We start from the raw sequence: 16,726 nt of genomic DNA, 5'->3' as shown, positions 1-16,726 counted from the left end.
CGGGACATCGGGAAGGGGCAGCTGGGTTGACCACGCACGCACCGCATGCACTGCATTCATCTCAGGGGCCGCAGGCGGCGCAGTCCGTGACGCTGCCGGCCTCGCTCGACGAGGCCGTGGCGGCGCTCGCCGCCATGCCCGCTGCCGTGCCCGTCGCCGGCGGCACCGACCTCATGGCCGCCGTCAACGCCGGGCTGCTGAGGCCCGCCGCGCTGGTGGGCCTGGGCCGGATCAACGAGATCCGCGGCTGGCAGTACCAGGACGGGCACGCCCTGCTCGGCGCCGGGCTCACCCACGCGCGGATGGGACGGCCGGATTTCGCCGCTCTGATCCCCGCGCTGGCCGCGGCCGCACGCGCCGCCGGGCCCCCGCAGATCCGCAACGCCGGCACCCTCGGCGGCAACATCGCCACCGCCGCGCCGACGGGCGACGCACTGCCCGTACTGGCCGCGCTGGAGGCGATCCTCGTCATCCACGGCCCGGGCGGCTCGCGCCGGGAGATCCCGGTCTCGCACCTGCTGGCCGGCCGCGAGATGCTGCGGCCCGGCGAGCTGATCGGCTTCGTACGGGTGCCGCTGCTGCACGCGCCGCAGGTCTTCCTGAAGGCCACGGGGCGTACGGGGCCGGGGCGCGCCGTGGCGTCCGTGGGGCTCGTGCTGGACCCCGCGCGTCGCGGTGTGCGCTGCGCGATCGGCGCGGTCGCCCCGATGCCGCTGCGGCCGCTGGAGGCCGAGCAGTGGGTGGCCTCGCTGATCGACTGGGACGGGGAGCGGACCCTGGCCCCCGAGGCGCTGGAGGCCTTCGGCGAGTACGTTGCGGCCGCCTGCGTGCCCGACCAGGGGGAACCGGTGGCTCCCGGTGTACTGCATCTGCGGCGGACGGTGGCCGTGCTGGCACGGAGGGCCCTGGGGAGGGCGCTGACCTCATGAGTGAGAACGAGAACGTGAGCGGAACGACGGGGGAGACGGGTCCCGCAGGGCCTGCGGGCCGGACCGGCGCCGGCTGGGGCTGGGAGCCGGTGCCGCAGGGCGGCGAGTACGACTCCGACGCGACGGCCTTCGTGAAGCTGCCGCAGGACATGCTGGACGCGCTCGGCACCGGTGAGCCGCTCGCGGCGCCCGGACACGGCTACGTGCCGCCGCCGATGATCGTGCCGCTGGGCTCCGCCAGCGCGGACCCGGCGGCGACGGGGACGTGGTCGATTCCGGTGCAGTGGCCGGAGGCGGGGACGACGCCTCAGGCCGGTACGGGGGCCGGCGGTGCCGGTGCCGGTGCTGTGGGCGCGGCCGCGCCCGCGCCGGTCGGCGGGCCGATCCCGGCCTCGATCCCGATTCCGGCGTCGGTGGCGGCGGCGTTCGCGGACCAGGGGCAGGCTTCGGGCATCGGCCAGGAGCTCGGTCAGGGCCGGGCTCACGGCCACGCCCAGGGCCGGGCGGCGGGGCACGGTCCGGCTTCGGCCGAGGCCGGGCACGATCCCGGTGCGACCGCCGAGTGGCGGTTCCCGGAGGCCGTGCAGGACTCCGAGCCCGTGACCACCGGCCAGTGGACCCTCCCGGAACTCCCCGAGGAGACCGGCGAGTTCCGGCGGAGCGGGCTGGAGGCCGACTGGAGCCAGGCTCCGGCGACGCTGCCGGGCGGCGCTGCGGCCCCCTGGGCGACCCACCCCGACTTCGAGGCCCTGGCAGCCGCGCGTCCGGGTGCCGTTCCGGATGACGTTCCCGGTGCCGTTCCGGGGGCCGTGATGAGCTCGGGCGTGCTGCCCGAGGCGCGGCCGGACGCGGATGACGCGGGCACCCCGGGCGCGGGCCTGCGGCGGCTCGGCGGCCCCGGCGTCGGCGGCCCCGGGCGCGGCCCGAGGGTGCTGGGCGGGCCCGGCGTGGGCACGCTCCCGGAGGGGGAGCCGGGGCATCCGGCCCCGCATGACATCGAGGCCGCCCACGGCCCGGCGGCGACGCCGGTCACGGCGGAGCGGCCGCATCCGGGGGCAGAGGCCCCCGAGCCGCCGGCGGTGGCTGCGGCCGACGCGGCGGTGGCCGTGGGCGTGGCTCGGGCTGCAGAGGTGGCCGGGGCTGCAGACGTGGCCGGCGCTGCGGAGCCGGACGCGGAGCGGGAGCGCGAGCGCGAGGTGAGCGCCGTCGCGGCGGCGGAGTACGCCCTCGCGGGTGGTCCGGGCGCCGACGGCATCAGCGGCATCAGCGGCGTCGGCGGTACCGGAGGCTTCGCGGAGCCCGGGGACACGAACGGGCACGGTTTCACGGCATCCGGCCACGGCGCCGCCGGGGCCGAGCCCGGGCCGGCCGGTGAGCACGGGTTCACGGCGGAGCCTGCCGGCACGGACGGGCGCGGCTTCGGGCCCGGACCCGGCGAAGCCGCCGGGGTGGTTCCGGAGGCCGGGGCGGCCGGGGGTCCGGGCTCGGGCCCGGGCTCGGGCGAAGCCGGGGCTGCGGCCGCGCCGGGTGCGGACACCGCCGACAGCGCTGTGGCGACGCCGGATGCGGGAACGGCCGGAGGTTTCCCGATCGAGGGGCCGGCGTACGAAGAAGAAGCGACTGCCGAGGCCGTCGCCCATCACGAGCACCCGCTGGCTTCCTACGTCCTGCGCGTCAACGGCGCCGACCGGCCCGTCACCGGTGCGTGGATCGGTGAGTCCCTGCTCTACGTGCTGCGCGAGCGCCTCGGCCTCGCCGGCGCCAAGGACGGCTGCTCGCAGGGCGAGTGCGGTGCGTGCGCGGTGCAGGTCGACGGCCGGCTCGTGGCCTCCTGCCTGGTCCCGGCGGCGACGGCGGCCAGCAGCGAGGTCCGCACGGTGGAGGGGCTCGCCAGCGGCGGGGAACTTTCCGACGTGCAGCAGGCGTTGTGCAGGTCGGGTGCGGTGCAGTGCGGGTTCTGCGTGCCGGGCATGGCCATGACCATCCACGATCTGCTGGAGGGCAACCACGCCCCCAGCGAGCTGGAGACCAGGCAGGCCCTGTGCGGGAACCTCTGCCGCTGCTCCGGCTACAAGGGCGTCATCGAGGCCGTCCGCGAGGTCGTCGCGGAGCGCGGGGCGACGGCCGCGGCCGACGCCCCGGCGGCTGCGCCCGGGAACGGGGCCGTGAACGGGGCCGGGCTCGGGAACGGCGCCGGGAACGGCCCGGAGGCGCGCATCCCGCACCAGGCGCCGCCCGGCGAGGGCGGGATCCACCACCACGGAGGCATGGCGTGAGCGGGCACGACGCGGCCACGGCAACGGCGACGGTAACGGTCTCCACGAGCGCTTCGGCCGCCGCGCCGCCCGAGGCGGGTGAGCAGGAGGTACCGCGCGGAATCGGAGCCTCCGTACCGGCCGCCGACACGCGCGCCAAGAGCGAGGGCACCTTCCCGTACGCCGCCGACCTGTGGGCCGAGGGCCTGCTCTGGGCCGCCGTGCTGCGCTCCCCGCACGCCCACGCCCGCATCCTCTCCGTCGACACCTCCGCGGCCGCCGCCATGCCCGGCGTGCGCGCCGTCGTCACCCACGCCGACGTCCCCGGCGCCACCACGCACGGCCGCCGCATCGCCGACCGGCCGGTCTTCGCCCACGACGTCGTCCGCCACCACGGCGAGCCCATCGCCGCCGTCGCCGCCGACCACCCGGACACCGCCCGCCTCGCCGCCGCCGCGATCGCCGTCGAGTACGAGCTGCTCGACGCGGTGACGGACCCCGAGCAGTCCTTCGGCGCCCCCGCCCTGCACCCCGACGGCAACCTGATCCGGCACATCCCGCTCCGCTACGGCGACCCGGAGGCCACCGGCGAGGTCGTCGTCGAGGGCCTGTACCTGATCGGCCGCCAGGACCCCGCGCCCATCGGCGCCGAGGCCGGGCTGGCCGTGCCGCGGCCCGACGGCGGCGTGGAGATCTACACCGCCTCCACCGACCCGCACCTGGACCGCGACCTGGCGGCGGCGTGCTTCGGCCTCGAACCCGACCGGGTGCGGGTCGTGGTGACCGGCGTCCCCGGCGCGACCGCCGACCGTGAGGACGCGGCCTTCCAGCTGCCGCTGGGCCTGCTCGCCCTGCGTACCGGCCACCCGGTGAAGCTGGCCGCCACCCGCGAGGAGTCCTTCCTCGGCCACACCCACCGCCACCCGACGCTGCTGCGCTACCGCCACCACGCGGACGCGGACGGCCGCCTGGTCAAGGTCGAGGCCCAGATCCTGATGGACGCGGGCGCGTACGCGGACTCGTCCTCCGAGTCGCTGGCCGCGGCGGTGGCGTTCGCCTGCGGCCCGTACGTCGTCCCGCACGCCTTCGTCGAGGGCTGGGCGGTCCGTACGAACAACCCGCCGTCGGGCCACGTACGGGGCGAAGGCGCCATGCAGGTCTGCGCCGCGTACGAGGGCCAGATGGACAAACTGGCCGCGGCGCTCGGCATCGACGGCGCGGAACTGCGCCTGCGCAACGTCCTGGCGACGGGCGACCTGCTCCCGACGGGCCAGACGGTCACCTGCCCGGCCCCCGTGGCCGAACTCCTGCGCGCGGTACGCGACTTCCCGCTCCCCTCCCTCCCGAAGGACACCCCGGAGGACGAGTGGCTGCTGCCGGGCGGCCCGGAGGGCGCGGGCGAGCCGGGCGCGGTGCGGCGCGGCGTCGGGTACGGCGTGGGCATGGTCCACATGCTCGGCGCGGAGGGCACGGACGAGGTCTCGACGGCGACGGTCAAGGTCGTCAACGGGTCGGCGACGGTCATTTGCGCGGCGGTGGACACCGGCCAGGGCTTCTCCACCCTCGCCCGCCAGATCGTCCAGGAGACGCTGGGCGTGGACGAGGTGGTGACGGCCCCGGTCGACACCGACCAGCCGCCGGCAGGCCCGGCGGCGCACGGCCGCCACACCTGGGTGAGCGGAGGCGCGGTCGAGCGGGCGGCCAAGATGGTCCGCACCCAGCTCCTCCAGCCGATGGCCCACAAGCTGGGCATGTCGACGGAACTCCTCCAGATCCAGGACGGCCGGATCACCTCGTACGACGGAGCCTTCTCCACGACGGTCTCGGAAGCCATGGCGGGCAAGGAACTCTGGGCGACGGCCCAGTGCCGCCCCCACCCGACGGAACCCCTGGACGGCGACGGCCAGGGCGACGCCTTCGTGGGCCTGGCCTTCTGCGCGATCCGCGCGGTGGTGGACGTGGACATCGAGCTGGGCTCGGTACGGGTGGTGGAGCTGGCGGTGGCCCAGGACGTGGGCCGCATCCTCAACCCCCGCCAGCTGGAGGCCCGTATCGAAGCGGGCGTCACGCAGGGCGTGGGCGCGGCCCTGACGGAGAACCTCCGCTCGGCCTCGGGCCTGATCCGCCACCCCGACCTGACGGGCTATGCGCTGCCGACGTCACTGGACGCCCCGGTGGTCCGCATCGTCAAACTGGTCGAAGAGCGGGACGTGGTGGCCCCGTTCGGGGCGAAAGCGGCCAGCGCGATCCCTGTGGTGACGGCCCCGGCGGCGGTAGCCTCGGCGGTACGGTCGGCCACGGGCCGCCCGGTCAACAGGCTCCCGATCCGCCCCTCAGCGGCGGTCGCGGCGCCCAACTCATGACCGTGTGACCCCCATTGCACGTGCAACCCCGAGCTTGGGACTGTCGGAACCGGTCGCTAGAGTGATCGGTAAGACGTAGTACGCGCGCGATTGAACGGGTGCGAACGGGGAGGGGCCGCGGCGGAAACGCCGCGACCCCGGGGATTTCGGGGAGTCGGGGAGGCCATCGTGGCAGAGGAGAAGACACCGGACGGTCTGGCGGGGCTGACCGGCCTCGGTTCGGGCCTGGCGGACGCGATCAGGAAGCAGGCGGCGTCACAGCAGGCCGCGGCCGACCTGAAGATCGAGCACGACACGCTGTCGCAGTACCAGAAGATGGTCGATGACCTCCTGGACGACCTCACGGGCTCGGCCGCGGACCACAAGAAGCTGGCGACCAACACCCTGCCGGCAGCCAAGCTCGGCTCGGGCTTCCCGGAGGCCGACGCCCTCTTCAAGTCGTACACGACGGTCGTCTCGGAGCTGGAGAAGCTCTCGAAGGGCTTGGCGGGGCAGATCGAGGCTTTGGGGATCGCGATCTTGACGGCGGGTAACGGCTTTGCCGGGGTGGACGAGGACACCAGGCGTCGAATGGCCTCTATCGCCAAGCAAGCAGAGGCAGAGTACGTGCCGGAGCGCGACCCGTGGCCCGAGGAGCAGCGCAAGCTGGCGGCTTCGAAGCACCCTGACACCAACGCGACGGGGGGCAACTACTGATGGCAACGAATTTCGAGGGCTACTCGCACCAGAAGCTGCGTGAGATGCGGGCCTCGCTGGACCCGACGGCGGTCAAGGACCGCGCCGACCGCCTGCAGAAGGCGTCCGAGGACATCGCGAAGATCGCGGAGAAGCTCAAGAACCACCGGGTCACCGGCTGGGAGGGCGAAGCGGCAACGAAGTTCCAGGAATGGGTGGGCCGGGCGGGCAACGCGACGCTGCGGCTGAGCGAGTACAGCGCGACGGGCGCGAAGTGGATGGGCGACACCGTCCAGAAGATGATCGAGGCGCGGGACATGCCCGCCTACGACACGAAGGCCGCCGACAACCTGGAAGCGGCCCGCAAGGCCCACAACGACCCGGACGCGCAGCAGATCGCCAGCCAGGAGCGGAGCAAGCTCGACGCGGACCACCGCGAGTCGATCAGGTTGATGAACAACCTGGCGCAGTCGTACGAGCTGTCGTACGGCGAGATGAACAAGGCGGAGATCCCTACGTTCCCGCCGCCGCCGGAGGCGTTCGTGCCAAAGGACCGCTTTGGCGGTGAGGAGATGGCTCGTCCGGGGAGCAGTTCGGGATCGGGGACCCACGCGACATACGGGCCGTCTGACCCTGGTGGCAGCCGCTCTGAGAACGAACCGGGGTGGGTGCCGGGCCATCAGCCGAAGGCGGACGCCACCCCACCCCAGACGACAGTGCCCACGCCGCTGCCCGGGCTCCCGGATCGTAACGTGGACGTGGACCTCGACCACGTTGCGACCCTGCCGCCGCCCACGACGACCCTGCCCCCGACGACGGGCACGCCGGTCCCCAACCTCCCGGTGGGCCCCGGACCGGGCCCCGTCGCTCCCCTCCCGCCCGTGGGGCTCCCGCCGATCACCGGGAAGACGATTCCCGGACTCGGTCCCGGACCGCTGCCGACCGTCGGTCCCGGCGGTAACGGCCTCAGTAAGGTCAACCCGATCGCTGGGCTGCCCCCGCGGGATTCCGGCATCATGGGCGGCCGCCAGGTGCCGACCAGCGGCCCCAACCCGGGTATCCCGCGCGGCACGGTCATCGGTACCGAAGGTACGCAGACCGGCCGCGGCATGATGGGTGGTCCGCACGGTGGCGGCGGTGGCCACGCCGGCGGCGTGAGCGGTTCCCCTGCGGCACGCCGGCTGGCCTCGGAGCCGGGTGGCATCGTGGGCGGCCGCCAGGCTGTGGCAGGCGGACGCATGGCCACCGGCGGTCAGCCGTTCACCCAGGGCGGCTCGGGTCTCGTACGCAACAGCGGCGGTGCCATGGGCCACGCGGGTGCGGGTACGCATGCTCCGGGCAGGCGGCGTGAGGACCAGGGCGGCGAACGCCCCGATTACCTGGTCGAGGACGAAGAGACCTGGCAGGGCAACCGTCGTGTTGCACCGCCGGTGATCGACTGAGCAGAACGGACGTTGCACGAGATGCACATGCGCAAGGCGACCGCGGCCCTGGTAGGCCTGCTGCTGGCCGGGGTCGCCGCGACCCCGGCCCATGCGGAGACCATTCGCTCGCAGCAATGGCATCTCGACAGCATGAAGGCCGACGACATCTGGAAGACCAGCACCGGGAAGGGGATCACCGTCGCGGTGATCGACACCGGAGTGAATCGCATCCCGGAGCTTGAGGGGCAGGTCCTTCCCGGCGCAGTCTTTCCCGTTGGTGATGCCGAGGGAGACAAAGACAACGATTACAGCGGGCACGGCACTGGCATGGCTGCAGTCATCGCCGGAACCGGAAAGCACCCGAGTGGCGATGGCGCCTATGGACTTGCACCCGGCGTCAAGATCCTCCCGATCCGTGTACCCGATTTGCTGGAAGACGACAACACCCCGTCTTTGGTCGCGGCTATTCGATACGCGGCGGACTCGGACGCCAAGGTCATCAATATCTCCCTGGGCAGGACCAGCACGCCGGAGGGTGATCGGGGGCGAGCGGACGCGGTGAAGTACGCGCTCTCGAAGGGCAAGCTGATCTTCGCCGCTGTCGGCAACTCCGGAGATACCCTCAACAGGGTCGAATACCCGGCTGCGACGCCCGGAGTGGTGGGCGTCGGTGCAGTGGATGCCAAGGGTGAACCGACCAAGGAATCACAGCACGGCTCGCAAGTAGACCTCTCTGCCCCGGGCGTAGACATCGTGATGGCTTGCACCGGAAAGACAGGGCTGTGCAAGACCCACGGCACCAGTGACGCGTCGGGCCTCGCCTCCGCCTCCGCCGCCCTCCTCTGGTCCGCGCACCCGAACTGGACCAACAACCAGGTCCTTCGCGTCCTCCTGAACACCGCCGGCAAGCCGACCGACGGCGCTCCGCGCAACGACTACATCGGCTACGGCATCGTCCGGCCCCGGATTGCCGTCCCCACGCCCGGTGACCCCGGTCCGGCGGATGTCTACCCGCTCCCCGACCTGGCTGGGGCGGACGGGAAGAATTCGCCGGCCCCGTCGGCCGACGGCAAGAAGCCCGAGTCCAGTGCGCCCCAGGCAGAGGCCAAGAAGGACGGCGGCAGCAGCCTTCTCTGGATCGGGCTCGGCCTGGGGGCCTGTGTCCTCATCGGCGGAGCCGTCACGGCGGTCGTGGTCCGGCGCAGGAACGCCTGACGACGCCCGCTGCGGAGGCCGGGACGACCTCGGCCTCGGTGGGTCTCCCGCAGGCCGGGGTCGGCCCCTGCCGGCGGGAGACGGTCCGGCCCCAGCAGCGGCATCTCGTTGCCGTGAAGGCCGACGACGCCCGGAAGACCGGCACCGGCAAGGGCGTCATGCACACCGACCTCGGCCGGATCCCCGAACTCGAGGGCCAGGTGGTCCTGGGCAGGGACGTCTCACACGGGTCGACGGCGACGGGCGCGCCGACTCCCCAACGACCACGACACCGGTATCGCCGCCCTGAGCGCGGGCACCGGCTAGCGGCCGGGCCCCAGGGGCCAAACCCGCCCTTCCGCCTCCCCGAAGGGGGCGGCGAACCCGGCGCATCCATCAGCGGATCACCGAGGCGATCCGCTTCGCGGCGGACTCCAAAGACGGGCCGGGTCAGAGCGAGAAACCCGACGCCGTCGTCCGGAACGCCGGACACAAGGGCGAGCTCATCTCCCCCTCGGTCGGCGACTGGGGGCCCCGCCCGCCGCCCTGCGGCGGTCCGCGCACCCCGCCGACCCCAGCCACCAAGTGACCACGTCGGCTGCGGAGTCGTACGCCCCGCCCATCGAGCTGTCCGCTCCCCCCGGCGACCCCAGTCCCCCGGACACGTTCCCGCTGCCCGAACCCGCAGCGGCCGGGGCGACAGCCGCGTCATCCGCCGCACCGTCCTCGGGCCGGTGCGAACCGGCCCCCGCATCCGCACCCCGCGTACAGAACCAGACAGACACCCGCAGCGTCCTTCCCCGGGCCGCCTTCGGGATGGGAGCCTGCCTGCTCATTGCCGGAGCCGTAACCACAGGCACAGTTCAACGTGTTAGACGCTGATGTGACACATGGAGAAAAGCACGCGATGTCGTTCGACGAGGAATGGTCCACCGCGCGCGCCACCGCCGCGGCCAACGTCTCGATGCGGCTCAACCACGTCCCCACCGATCCCGGCGGTGGCGGGGCCGGCAGCGGTGATCTCGAGATCAACCAGGACCACATCGGCGCCATCGGGACCGAGGCCCACAAGCTGCACTCCCGGCTCCTGACCGACGGCAAGCACGCCGCAGCATCCTCGGCCGAGGCGGCCGGTGCGCTGTCCAAGGAGGGCTTCGCCAGCGGTGCCGCTCTGGCCAGGGCCAACACCGCATGGGAGAGCCAGGTGAAGACCCTGGTGGCCGCCTGCGCGAACGTCTCCAACGGACTGAACTACTCGCTCTCCTCCCACGCCAAGGACGAGCAGCAGCTCCAAGCCGACTTCACCGCCTCCGCCATCGACGAGTACCTCAAGTAGGCCCGCGATGCTGACGTACGAGAACGTGCTCAACGCACCCGTCGACAAGCTCCAGACGGCCGTCACCGATTGGAAGGCGATGGCCGACAAGCTCGACGAAATGGCCGAGTCGGCCCGCAACGGGATGAAGGCCAAGTCGGACAAGGCCCAGTGGAGCGGTGTCACCGCCGGCGTGGCGCGAGGGTTCGTCGACAAGACGGCCAAGGAGTTCGAGGACGCGGTCAAGGAGGCCAGGGGCATCCACAACGCCCTGACCGAGGGCCTCGGGGTCTTCACATCGTCCAGGGAGCAGTTAACGAAGATCGCGACCGAGGAGGCGCCCGCGGCCGGCTTCCAGGTGAGCGCTGACGGCAAGGTCTCGCCCACCCCGCTCGCCACCGAGGGGGAGCGGAACGCGGCGCGCCACGATCCCGACTACCAGCAGTCCATCCGGGAGAACCGCGGGCTGTGGCAGAAGAAGATCGACGACCTCATCGACAACTGTGACGACGTCGACCGGTCGCTGGCCCGCCTGCTCGCCGCCAACGTCACCGACGGCCACGACTTCAGCGGACCCAAGTACGGCAGCCTCGACGCCGAGCAGGCCGGCCATGCCGCAGACCTGGCGAAGAAGGGTCGGGCCCTGACGCACGCCGAGCTCGTCGAGCTCAACGAACTGCTGGCGGACAACGTCAAGGTCCCGGAGTTCTCCAAGGACTTCTACGAGGCACTCGGCCCCAAGGGCGCGCTCCAGTTCTTCGGGTACATGTCCACGGACACGTACGATTACTCGAAGCTCGACGAGCAGCGCCTCAAGGACGTCCAGGAGCTCCAGAGGAACCTGGGACTGAACCTCGCCACGGCCACCAACTCCAAGAGCGAGCCCCACCTGCCCGACAGCTTCGCGCAGGACCTGCGCAAGCTGGGCTCCCAGCACATCCCGCTTGCCCAGTACGACCAGCACCCGCCGTACGGGTACCAACTGCTGGGCGGCATCATGCGGTACGGGAACTACGACCCCAAGTTCCTGGTCCCGATCGCCGAACACGCCACGCAGATCCATGCCAAGGATCCGGATTTCTTCAACCGGGCCCGGCAGCTGAACGGCTACGGCAAGAACCTCTTCAACCCCTCCGGGGTCAACGGCGCCGGCTACGACCCGGTGGTCAGCTTCCTGGAGGCGCTGGGGCACAGCCCGGAGGCTTCGGCCCAGTTCTTCGACCCCGATCGGCCCCCGCACGCGTACAACCAGGACGGCACGGAGAAGTCCGGCCCCGCCGACCTGGGCAAGGACGCGGACAAGAAGGCGATCAAGAACCACCTCGACTTCTTCGGCAACGCGAAGTACGACTTCACCATCGACATGGAGGGCACGAACCCGGACGACCTGAAGAAAGTCCAGCAGTACATGCCGGACGCCCTCGGCCACGCCCTGGAGGCGGCAACCCTGGGCCACGCCTGGGACGACCCGAGGCCCACTCTCGACCGGACCGAAGCGGGGGCGCGGGTCATGGACGCGGCCGTCGCGAAGTACGGAGGCGACGCGGGCCTGCTCAAGGCGCAGGAGTCGCTCGCGGACAGCCTCGGCAACATGACCGCCGGATACATCGACGACGTCAACCACGCTCTCGACGACGAGACCGACATGGCGGAGAACGGCGGCAAGAGCGTCTTCGCCCCTGGGGCCGGAGACAAGCAGGCACACGCGAGGTTCGACCGCGAGGGCGCGCGCGACCTGCTCAGCGCGCTGGGGCAGCATCCTGATGCCTACGCGACCATCTCCACGGCCGAACGCGTCTACTCGGCAAGCGTGCTGGAGACTCAAGGCGTGCACGACGGGCAGGTCGACGAAGGCCGCGCCCGGTCGACGATCCGGACCACCGCCGAGGTCCAGGGCATGCTCGACGAGTCCCGAGCCGATCAGGTCAAGGCAGAGGGGGAGAAGAAGCACGAGGAGTACGAGAAGGCCCATGAGAAGCGGGCTGCGTGGGTCGAATTCGGCACCACCGCGGCCGTGGCGGCCGGTGTCGCCTTCCTCCCGGCCACCGCCGTCGCGGCCGGCGTAGCGGCGGTCGTCGTTCCGCTGGCTGTGGACCTGGGCAGTGGCGTGGTGGAACAAGCGGCTTCGCAGGTGGTCGGAGAGTGGTCGGACAACGCCGTGGAGAAGCACAAGGACAAGGCCGAAGAGCAGACGCATGCCACCACCAAGCAGATGTTCCAGGCAGGTGAGCACAGCGCCGAGGCACCGATGAAGGAGTTCATGGAACGCCATCACATCGATCCGCGGAGCAACTTCGGCAATGACTTCATCGAGTCGATGCGCGACGGATACCAGGTCGGGAACTCCCGTGCCGTTCAGCAGGGGCATGCCTCGGAACCGGACAAGTAGATGCACAGGGAGGGTGGGGTGCGGCCGTTGTCGGCAGCGGTCGTCGGCCTGGTGAGTCTGGGTGTCCTGGCGGCAGGGTGCACTGCGTCCGAGCCGGACGATCCGCAGTTGCAGGAGCCGAAAGCGGTGTCCGCGACGCAGGTCTGCGGGGGAACGCTGTTCACACCCGAGGCGGGCAAAGCCCTGGAGCGGGTCCTGCAGTCCACGGAATTCGTCATCCGCGAGGACAAGGTGGACCTGAGTACAGCGGCCATGGCCAGAAAACTGGAAGAGGCCTACCGGTCGGGGAAGAAGGTTCGAAACATGCCCATGCCAGACTGCGATGTCTCCGGAAAGCCCAAGGAGATCGACGGGTTCGGCCACTACCCGTCGGCTCAGGTGAGGTTCAAGGCGTTCAGCAAGAACGCCGGAATCCCGGACTACGTTCCCGGCGCCACCGACAGCGGCGTCAAGGTGGGAGGCCGCGTCCGTCAGCGGAGCGTCGCATTCGACTGTGTCAGCCCGCGCGTCGGCTCCACTGCCGAGGTACCGCTACGCATCACCGCCACCTTCTTCAACAAGTTCGACAAGGGCAACGGCGACGAAGCGGTGCTGGACAAGGACTACTTCCTGCTCATACACACGGCCGCCCTCTCGATGGCCAAGGAGCTCGGCTGTGCAGACAACGGCGCCCTCCCCGACCGGGCCGATGCGCTGCCGCCGATGAACGGATAGCCGCACACGGCGGAGCCGCCGGTGCACTCACGGTCGCCAAGTCCAGGCCGTGAGGCCGTGTGACGGAGTGTCGGCCACGGCGCGGGGGTCGAGTGGCCGGAACACGTCGGCTACGGTGTCGTCCGCTCGCCCCGCACCCCGGGCCGAAGGCGCGCTCACGAGCCGGAACAGGATGGAGACAGCACGCGATGTCGTTCGACGAGGAATGGTCCGCCGCGCGCGCCACGGCCGCTGCCAACGTCTCCATGCGGCTCAACCACGTACCTGTCGAGCCCGGTGGCGGTGGCGGCGGCGACCTGGACGTCAACCAGGACCACATCGGCGCCATCGGCACCGAGGCGTACAAGCTGCACTCGCGGCTCCAGACGGACGGCAAGCACGCCGCAACCGCCACCAGCGAGGCCGCCGGGGCGCTGACGAAGGAGGCCTTCGTCAGCGGGGCGGCGCTGCTGAAGGTCAGCACCATGTGGGAGAGCCAGGTGAAGACCCTCGTGGCCGCCTGCGCGAACATCTCGAACGGCCTGAACTACTCGCTCAAGTCCCACGCCAAGGACGAGCAGCAGTTGTACGCCGACCTCACCACGCCCGCGATCGACAAGTACCTCAAGTAGGCGGCGCCCCATGCTGACGTACGAGAACGTGATGAATGCGCCCCTGGACAAGCTCCAGACTGCCGTCACGGACTGGAAGGCCATGGCCGACAAGCTGGACGAGATGGCCGAGGCCGCTCGCAACGGCATGAAGGCCAAGTCCGACAAGGCCGAGTGGAGCGGGGTCACCGCGGGCGTCGGGCGGGCGTTCGTCGACAAGACGGCCAAGGAGTTCGAGGACGCGGCCAAGGAGGCCAAGGGCGTTCACCAGCTCCTCAGCGACAGCCACACCACCATCAAGGCCGCCCGGGATGCGCTGAAGAAGGCCGTCGACGAGGAGGCCCCGGCCGCCGGGTTCCGAGTGGACGCGGCCGGCAAGGTCTCGGCGATTCCGATGGACCCGAAGACCGAGTACGCGGCTCGGCACGACCCGGACTACCCCGAGTTCAAACGCAAGCAGGAGGAGAACCGCAAGGCCTGGCAGGCGAGGGTGGACCGGCTCGTCGAGGACTGCGCGGACGCGGACGATTCCCTGGCCCGCGCACTGCGCGCCAACGTCTCGGACGACCACGACTTCAGCGCGCCGAAGTACACCACCCTCGACGCCGAGCAGGTCGACCGCGCCGCCGATCTGATGAAGAAGGTCACCGGCGAAGGCGGCACGGCCCGCAACCCCGAGGCGCTGCGCGAGCTGGAGGACCTGCTCGACGACAACCGCAACGACCCCGAGTTCGCGACCGGCTTCTACCGCCAGGTGGGACCCGAGGGCACCCTCCAGGCCTACTCGAAGATGTCGCTGGACGCGACCGGCCTCGGCCCGGCCGGCCTGGACCGCGCGCTCATGGTCGGCAACATCCAGAGCGACCTCGGTGCAATGCTGGGTCTGGCGACCCACAAGGACGTCCCGAACCACCTTGACGCCGCGTGGACGACCCAGCTGATGAAGGCGGGCCGCAAGGAGATGGACGTCGGCCTGATGACGAACGTCTACGGCTATCAGGCGCTGGGGGCGCTGCTGCGCGAGGGGACGTACGACAAGGAGTTCCTGACGTCGGTCGGCCGCGACATGATCGCCATGGATCGGCAGAATCCGAAGGCGTGGGAGCACGGCGCGCCGTTCGACCCGAAGCTGACCCTCAACCATGGGGCGGAGGGCGGCAGGGGCTTCTATCCGCTGACAGGTCTCATGGAGGCGTTGAACCACAACCCGGAGGCCGCGACCGCCTTCTTCAACGAGCCGGTACGTGAGGACAGCAACGGCGACGGCATCGTCACCAAGGACGACAAGGCGGTCGGCGGGCAGCACGGCAAGGCGCAGGGCGTGGTCGACTACATGCTCGACAAGAAGCCGTACGTGGACGGCTTCGACATGTCGGGGACCAGCAGCCTCCACCCGGCTCAAGAAGCGCTCGGCAGTGCCCTCGAAGCGGCTGTCTCGGGCCGTGTGACCGGCGACGAGGACGCGAAGCCCGTGCCGCACACCAAGGAGATGGCGGCCGTCATGGAACGGGTCGTCGAGAAGATCGGGGACAAGCCCGAACTGGTCACCGGGAAGCCCGGCGAGGACGGCAGCGACCCGTTGAAGGGGCTGTCGGGCCACTTCGGCCAGATGGCCGCCGAGTACATGCCCGACATCCAGGCCTCGGCGGAGAACGGCAGCGGGATGATCAAGGCCAACGGTGAGATGGCCGACTTCCACAAGGCCGACATGGCGGCGTTCATCGGAGCGGTGGGCCGGGACCCGGACGCGTACGGCGCCATGACTGCCTCCCAGCGGGCCTTCACGACCACGCTCATCAACGACGTCATCGCGCATCGCAGTGAATACGAAGATGTCGACGCGGCGATCAAGAGTGCCGTACACCCGGGCGGTCAGATCGCGGGCATCCTGTCCGAGGCCAGGGCCGAGGGCACGTTCGGCGAGAACGCCCACACGAAGGAAGAGTACGTAAAGGGCGTCGAGGACAACGCCAAGTGGGTCAACCGCGCCATCAGTGCGGCAGGCGGCAAGTACCTGGAGATGGTCCCCCTGGCCGGGGACGTCGTGGAGTGGCTCCAGGAGGACATCACGGAAGGCGTGGTCGAGCGGGCGACGAAGGACAAGGCCGAGAAGATCGGCGAGATCGACCACAAGGCGGTGATCGACTACACGGACGCCCAGACGGAGGCCGGGTTGTCGGCAGCGCAGTCGGTCCGGAAGGCCGCCGAGGGAACCGGCATGACCCAGCGGACCATCGACGCCCTCGCCGGAGTCGCGTCGACCGAGACGGCGAACGCCCATGCCGTCGGCCGAGGCCAGGTCGCGACGTCTAACGGAGGTTCCTGATGCCTGTCCATCGGTCCGCCCTTGCGCTGGCGGCTGCCGCCCCCGTAGCCCTGGCCGTACTGACCGGCTGCTCCGAGGGGACCGAAACGGCTGCCTCGAAGCTGCCCGAGCGCACCTGCTTCGGAGTGTTCTCCCGATCCGACTTGGGGCCCTTGGTGGGCAACGGCGAGCAGGTGAAGGAGTCGGGACCGGTCGACATGCAGCTGACCGCGGTGCGCCGGGGCGCCACGTGCAGTGTTGACGTGGACGGCAAAGACCGGTTCCTGGCCTCGGCAACGCGCCAGCCGCTGGAGCAGAGCTTCTTCTGGAACACCGAGCTGATCAAGCCGGCAGCGGATCCGCTGCCGTTGGGTGACAAGGGCATCGTGTACAACACGGGGGCTCGGGTACTCCTCGTCTGCAAGGGGAGCGACGAGCCCTTTCAGGTCGAGCTGTCGATCAGCGGATCTACCGACCAAGTCGAGAAGGGCGGATCCCGCCCGTTGTTCACCCGGCTCATGACGAAGTTCGTCGAGGCGGGCAAGCAGCAGACCCAGTGCGCGCGCTAGCCGA

General features: G+C 70.9%; 12 protein-coding genes. All 12 read left to right on the top strand.

The genetic code is table 11. From position 1 onward, the window contains the following. Positions 1–26: 26 nt before the first annotated feature. The 12 genes from ACZ5WG_RS13790 (at position 27) to ACZ5WG_RS13735 (ending at position 16,722) form a co-directional block, all read left to right on the top strand. Positions 27–929 (top strand): FAD binding domain-containing protein, encoded by a 903-nt coding sequence (locus ACZ5WG_RS13790; RefSeq protein WP_107093410.1) that lies wholly within the window; start codon positions 27–29, stop codon positions 927–929. Further along, a complete protein-coding gene (locus ACZ5WG_RS13785; protein ID WP_468722967.1) occupies positions 926–3,205 on the top strand; it encodes a (2Fe-2S)-binding protein in 2,280 nt (759 codons plus the stop codon). The genes ACZ5WG_RS13790 and ACZ5WG_RS13785 overlap by 4 nt, the downstream gene beginning before the upstream one ends. After that, positions 3,202–5,547, top strand: a complete 2,346-nt coding sequence (locus ACZ5WG_RS13780; RefSeq protein WP_468722965.1) for a xanthine dehydrogenase family protein molybdopterin-binding subunit — start codon at positions 3,202–3,204, stop codon at positions 5,545–5,547. The genes ACZ5WG_RS13785 and ACZ5WG_RS13780 overlap by 4 nt, the downstream gene beginning before the upstream one ends. 168 nt (positions 5,548–5,715) lie before the next feature. Further along, entirely contained in the window at positions 5,716–6,243 is a 528-nt protein-coding gene (locus ACZ5WG_RS13775) for a hypothetical protein (RefSeq protein WP_468722963.1), read from the top strand. Then, positions 6,243–7,664, top strand: coding sequence for a WXG100 family type VII secretion target (locus ACZ5WG_RS13770; protein ID WP_468722962.1), 1,422 nt, complete (start codon positions 6,243–6,245; stop codon positions 7,662–7,664). Before ACZ5WG_RS13775 ends, ACZ5WG_RS13770 begins: the two co-directional genes overlap by 1 nt. Positions 7,665–7,685: 21 nt before the next feature. Beyond that, the gene (gene mycP, locus ACZ5WG_RS13765) at positions 7,686–8,861 is read left to right on the top strand and encodes a type VII secretion-associated serine protease mycosin (RefSeq protein WP_468722960.1); all 1,176 of its coding nucleotides are present in this window, start codon (positions 7,686–7,688) and stop codon (positions 8,859–8,861) included. Between the two features lie 886 nt (positions 8,862–9,747). Continuing rightward, a complete protein-coding gene (locus ACZ5WG_RS13760) occupies positions 9,748–10,176 on the top strand; it encodes a hypothetical protein (RefSeq protein WP_468722959.1) in 429 nt (142 codons plus the stop codon). A 7-nt stretch (positions 10,177–10,183) separates the two neighbouring features. Beyond that, entirely contained in the window at positions 10,184–12,544 is a 2,361-nt protein-coding gene (locus ACZ5WG_RS13755; protein WP_468722958.1) for a hypothetical protein, read from the top strand. 126 nt (positions 12,545–12,670) lie between these two features. Then, entirely contained in the window at positions 12,671–13,258 is a 588-nt protein-coding gene (locus ACZ5WG_RS13750) for a hypothetical protein (RefSeq protein WP_468722956.1), read from the top strand. Positions 13,259–13,446: 188 nt separating this feature from the next. Further along, positions 13,447–13,869 carry a hypothetical protein gene (locus ACZ5WG_RS13745; protein WP_468722954.1) on the top strand — a complete coding sequence of 141 codons (423 nt, stop codon included), beginning with the start codon at positions 13,447–13,449 and terminating at the stop codon, positions 13,867–13,869. Positions 13,870–13,879: 10 nt separating this feature from the next. Beyond that, entirely contained in the window at positions 13,880–16,174 is a 2,295-nt protein-coding gene (locus ACZ5WG_RS13740; RefSeq protein WP_468722952.1) for a hypothetical protein, read from the top strand. Beyond that, a complete protein-coding gene (locus tag ACZ5WG_RS13735; protein WP_468722951.1) occupies positions 16,174–16,722 on the top strand; it encodes a hypothetical protein in 549 nt (182 codons plus the stop codon). The genes ACZ5WG_RS13740 and ACZ5WG_RS13735 overlap by 1 nt, the downstream gene beginning before the upstream one ends. Positions 16,723–16,726: the final 4 nt, after the last annotated feature.

Source organism: Streptomyces sp. NPDC032745 (assembly GCF_055579465.1).
The sequence above is the reverse complement of the archived record's forward strand: the minus strand, read 5'-3'. Positions and strand labels throughout refer to the sequence as shown.

Coding starts and splice junctions, on each gene's coding strand:
- ACZ5WG_RS13760 (WP_468722959.1), top strand. CDS start 9,748: ATGTCGTTCGACGAGGAATGGTCCACCGCGCGCGCCACCGCCGCGGCC.
- ACZ5WG_RS13785 (WP_468722967.1), top strand. CDS start 926: ATGAGTGAGAACGAGAACGTGAGCGGAACGACGGGGGAGACGGGTCCC.
- ACZ5WG_RS13735 (WP_468722951.1), top strand. CDS start 16,174: ATGCCTGTCCATCGGTCCGCCCTTGCGCTGGCGGCTGCCGCCCCCGTA.
- ACZ5WG_RS13740 (WP_468722952.1), top strand. CDS start 13,880: ATGCTGACGTACGAGAACGTGATGAATGCGCCCCTGGACAAGCTCCAG.
- ACZ5WG_RS13770 (WP_468722962.1), top strand. CDS start 6,243: ATGGCAACGAATTTCGAGGGCTACTCGCACCAGAAGCTGCGTGAGATG.
- ACZ5WG_RS13755 (WP_468722958.1), top strand. CDS start 10,184: ATGCTGACGTACGAGAACGTGCTCAACGCACCCGTCGACAAGCTCCAG.
- mycP (WP_468722960.1), top strand. CDS start 7,686: ATGCACATGCGCAAGGCGACCGCGGCCCTGGTAGGCCTGCTGCTGGCC.
- ACZ5WG_RS13745 (WP_468722954.1), top strand. CDS start 13,447: ATGTCGTTCGACGAGGAATGGTCCGCCGCGCGCGCCACGGCCGCTGCC.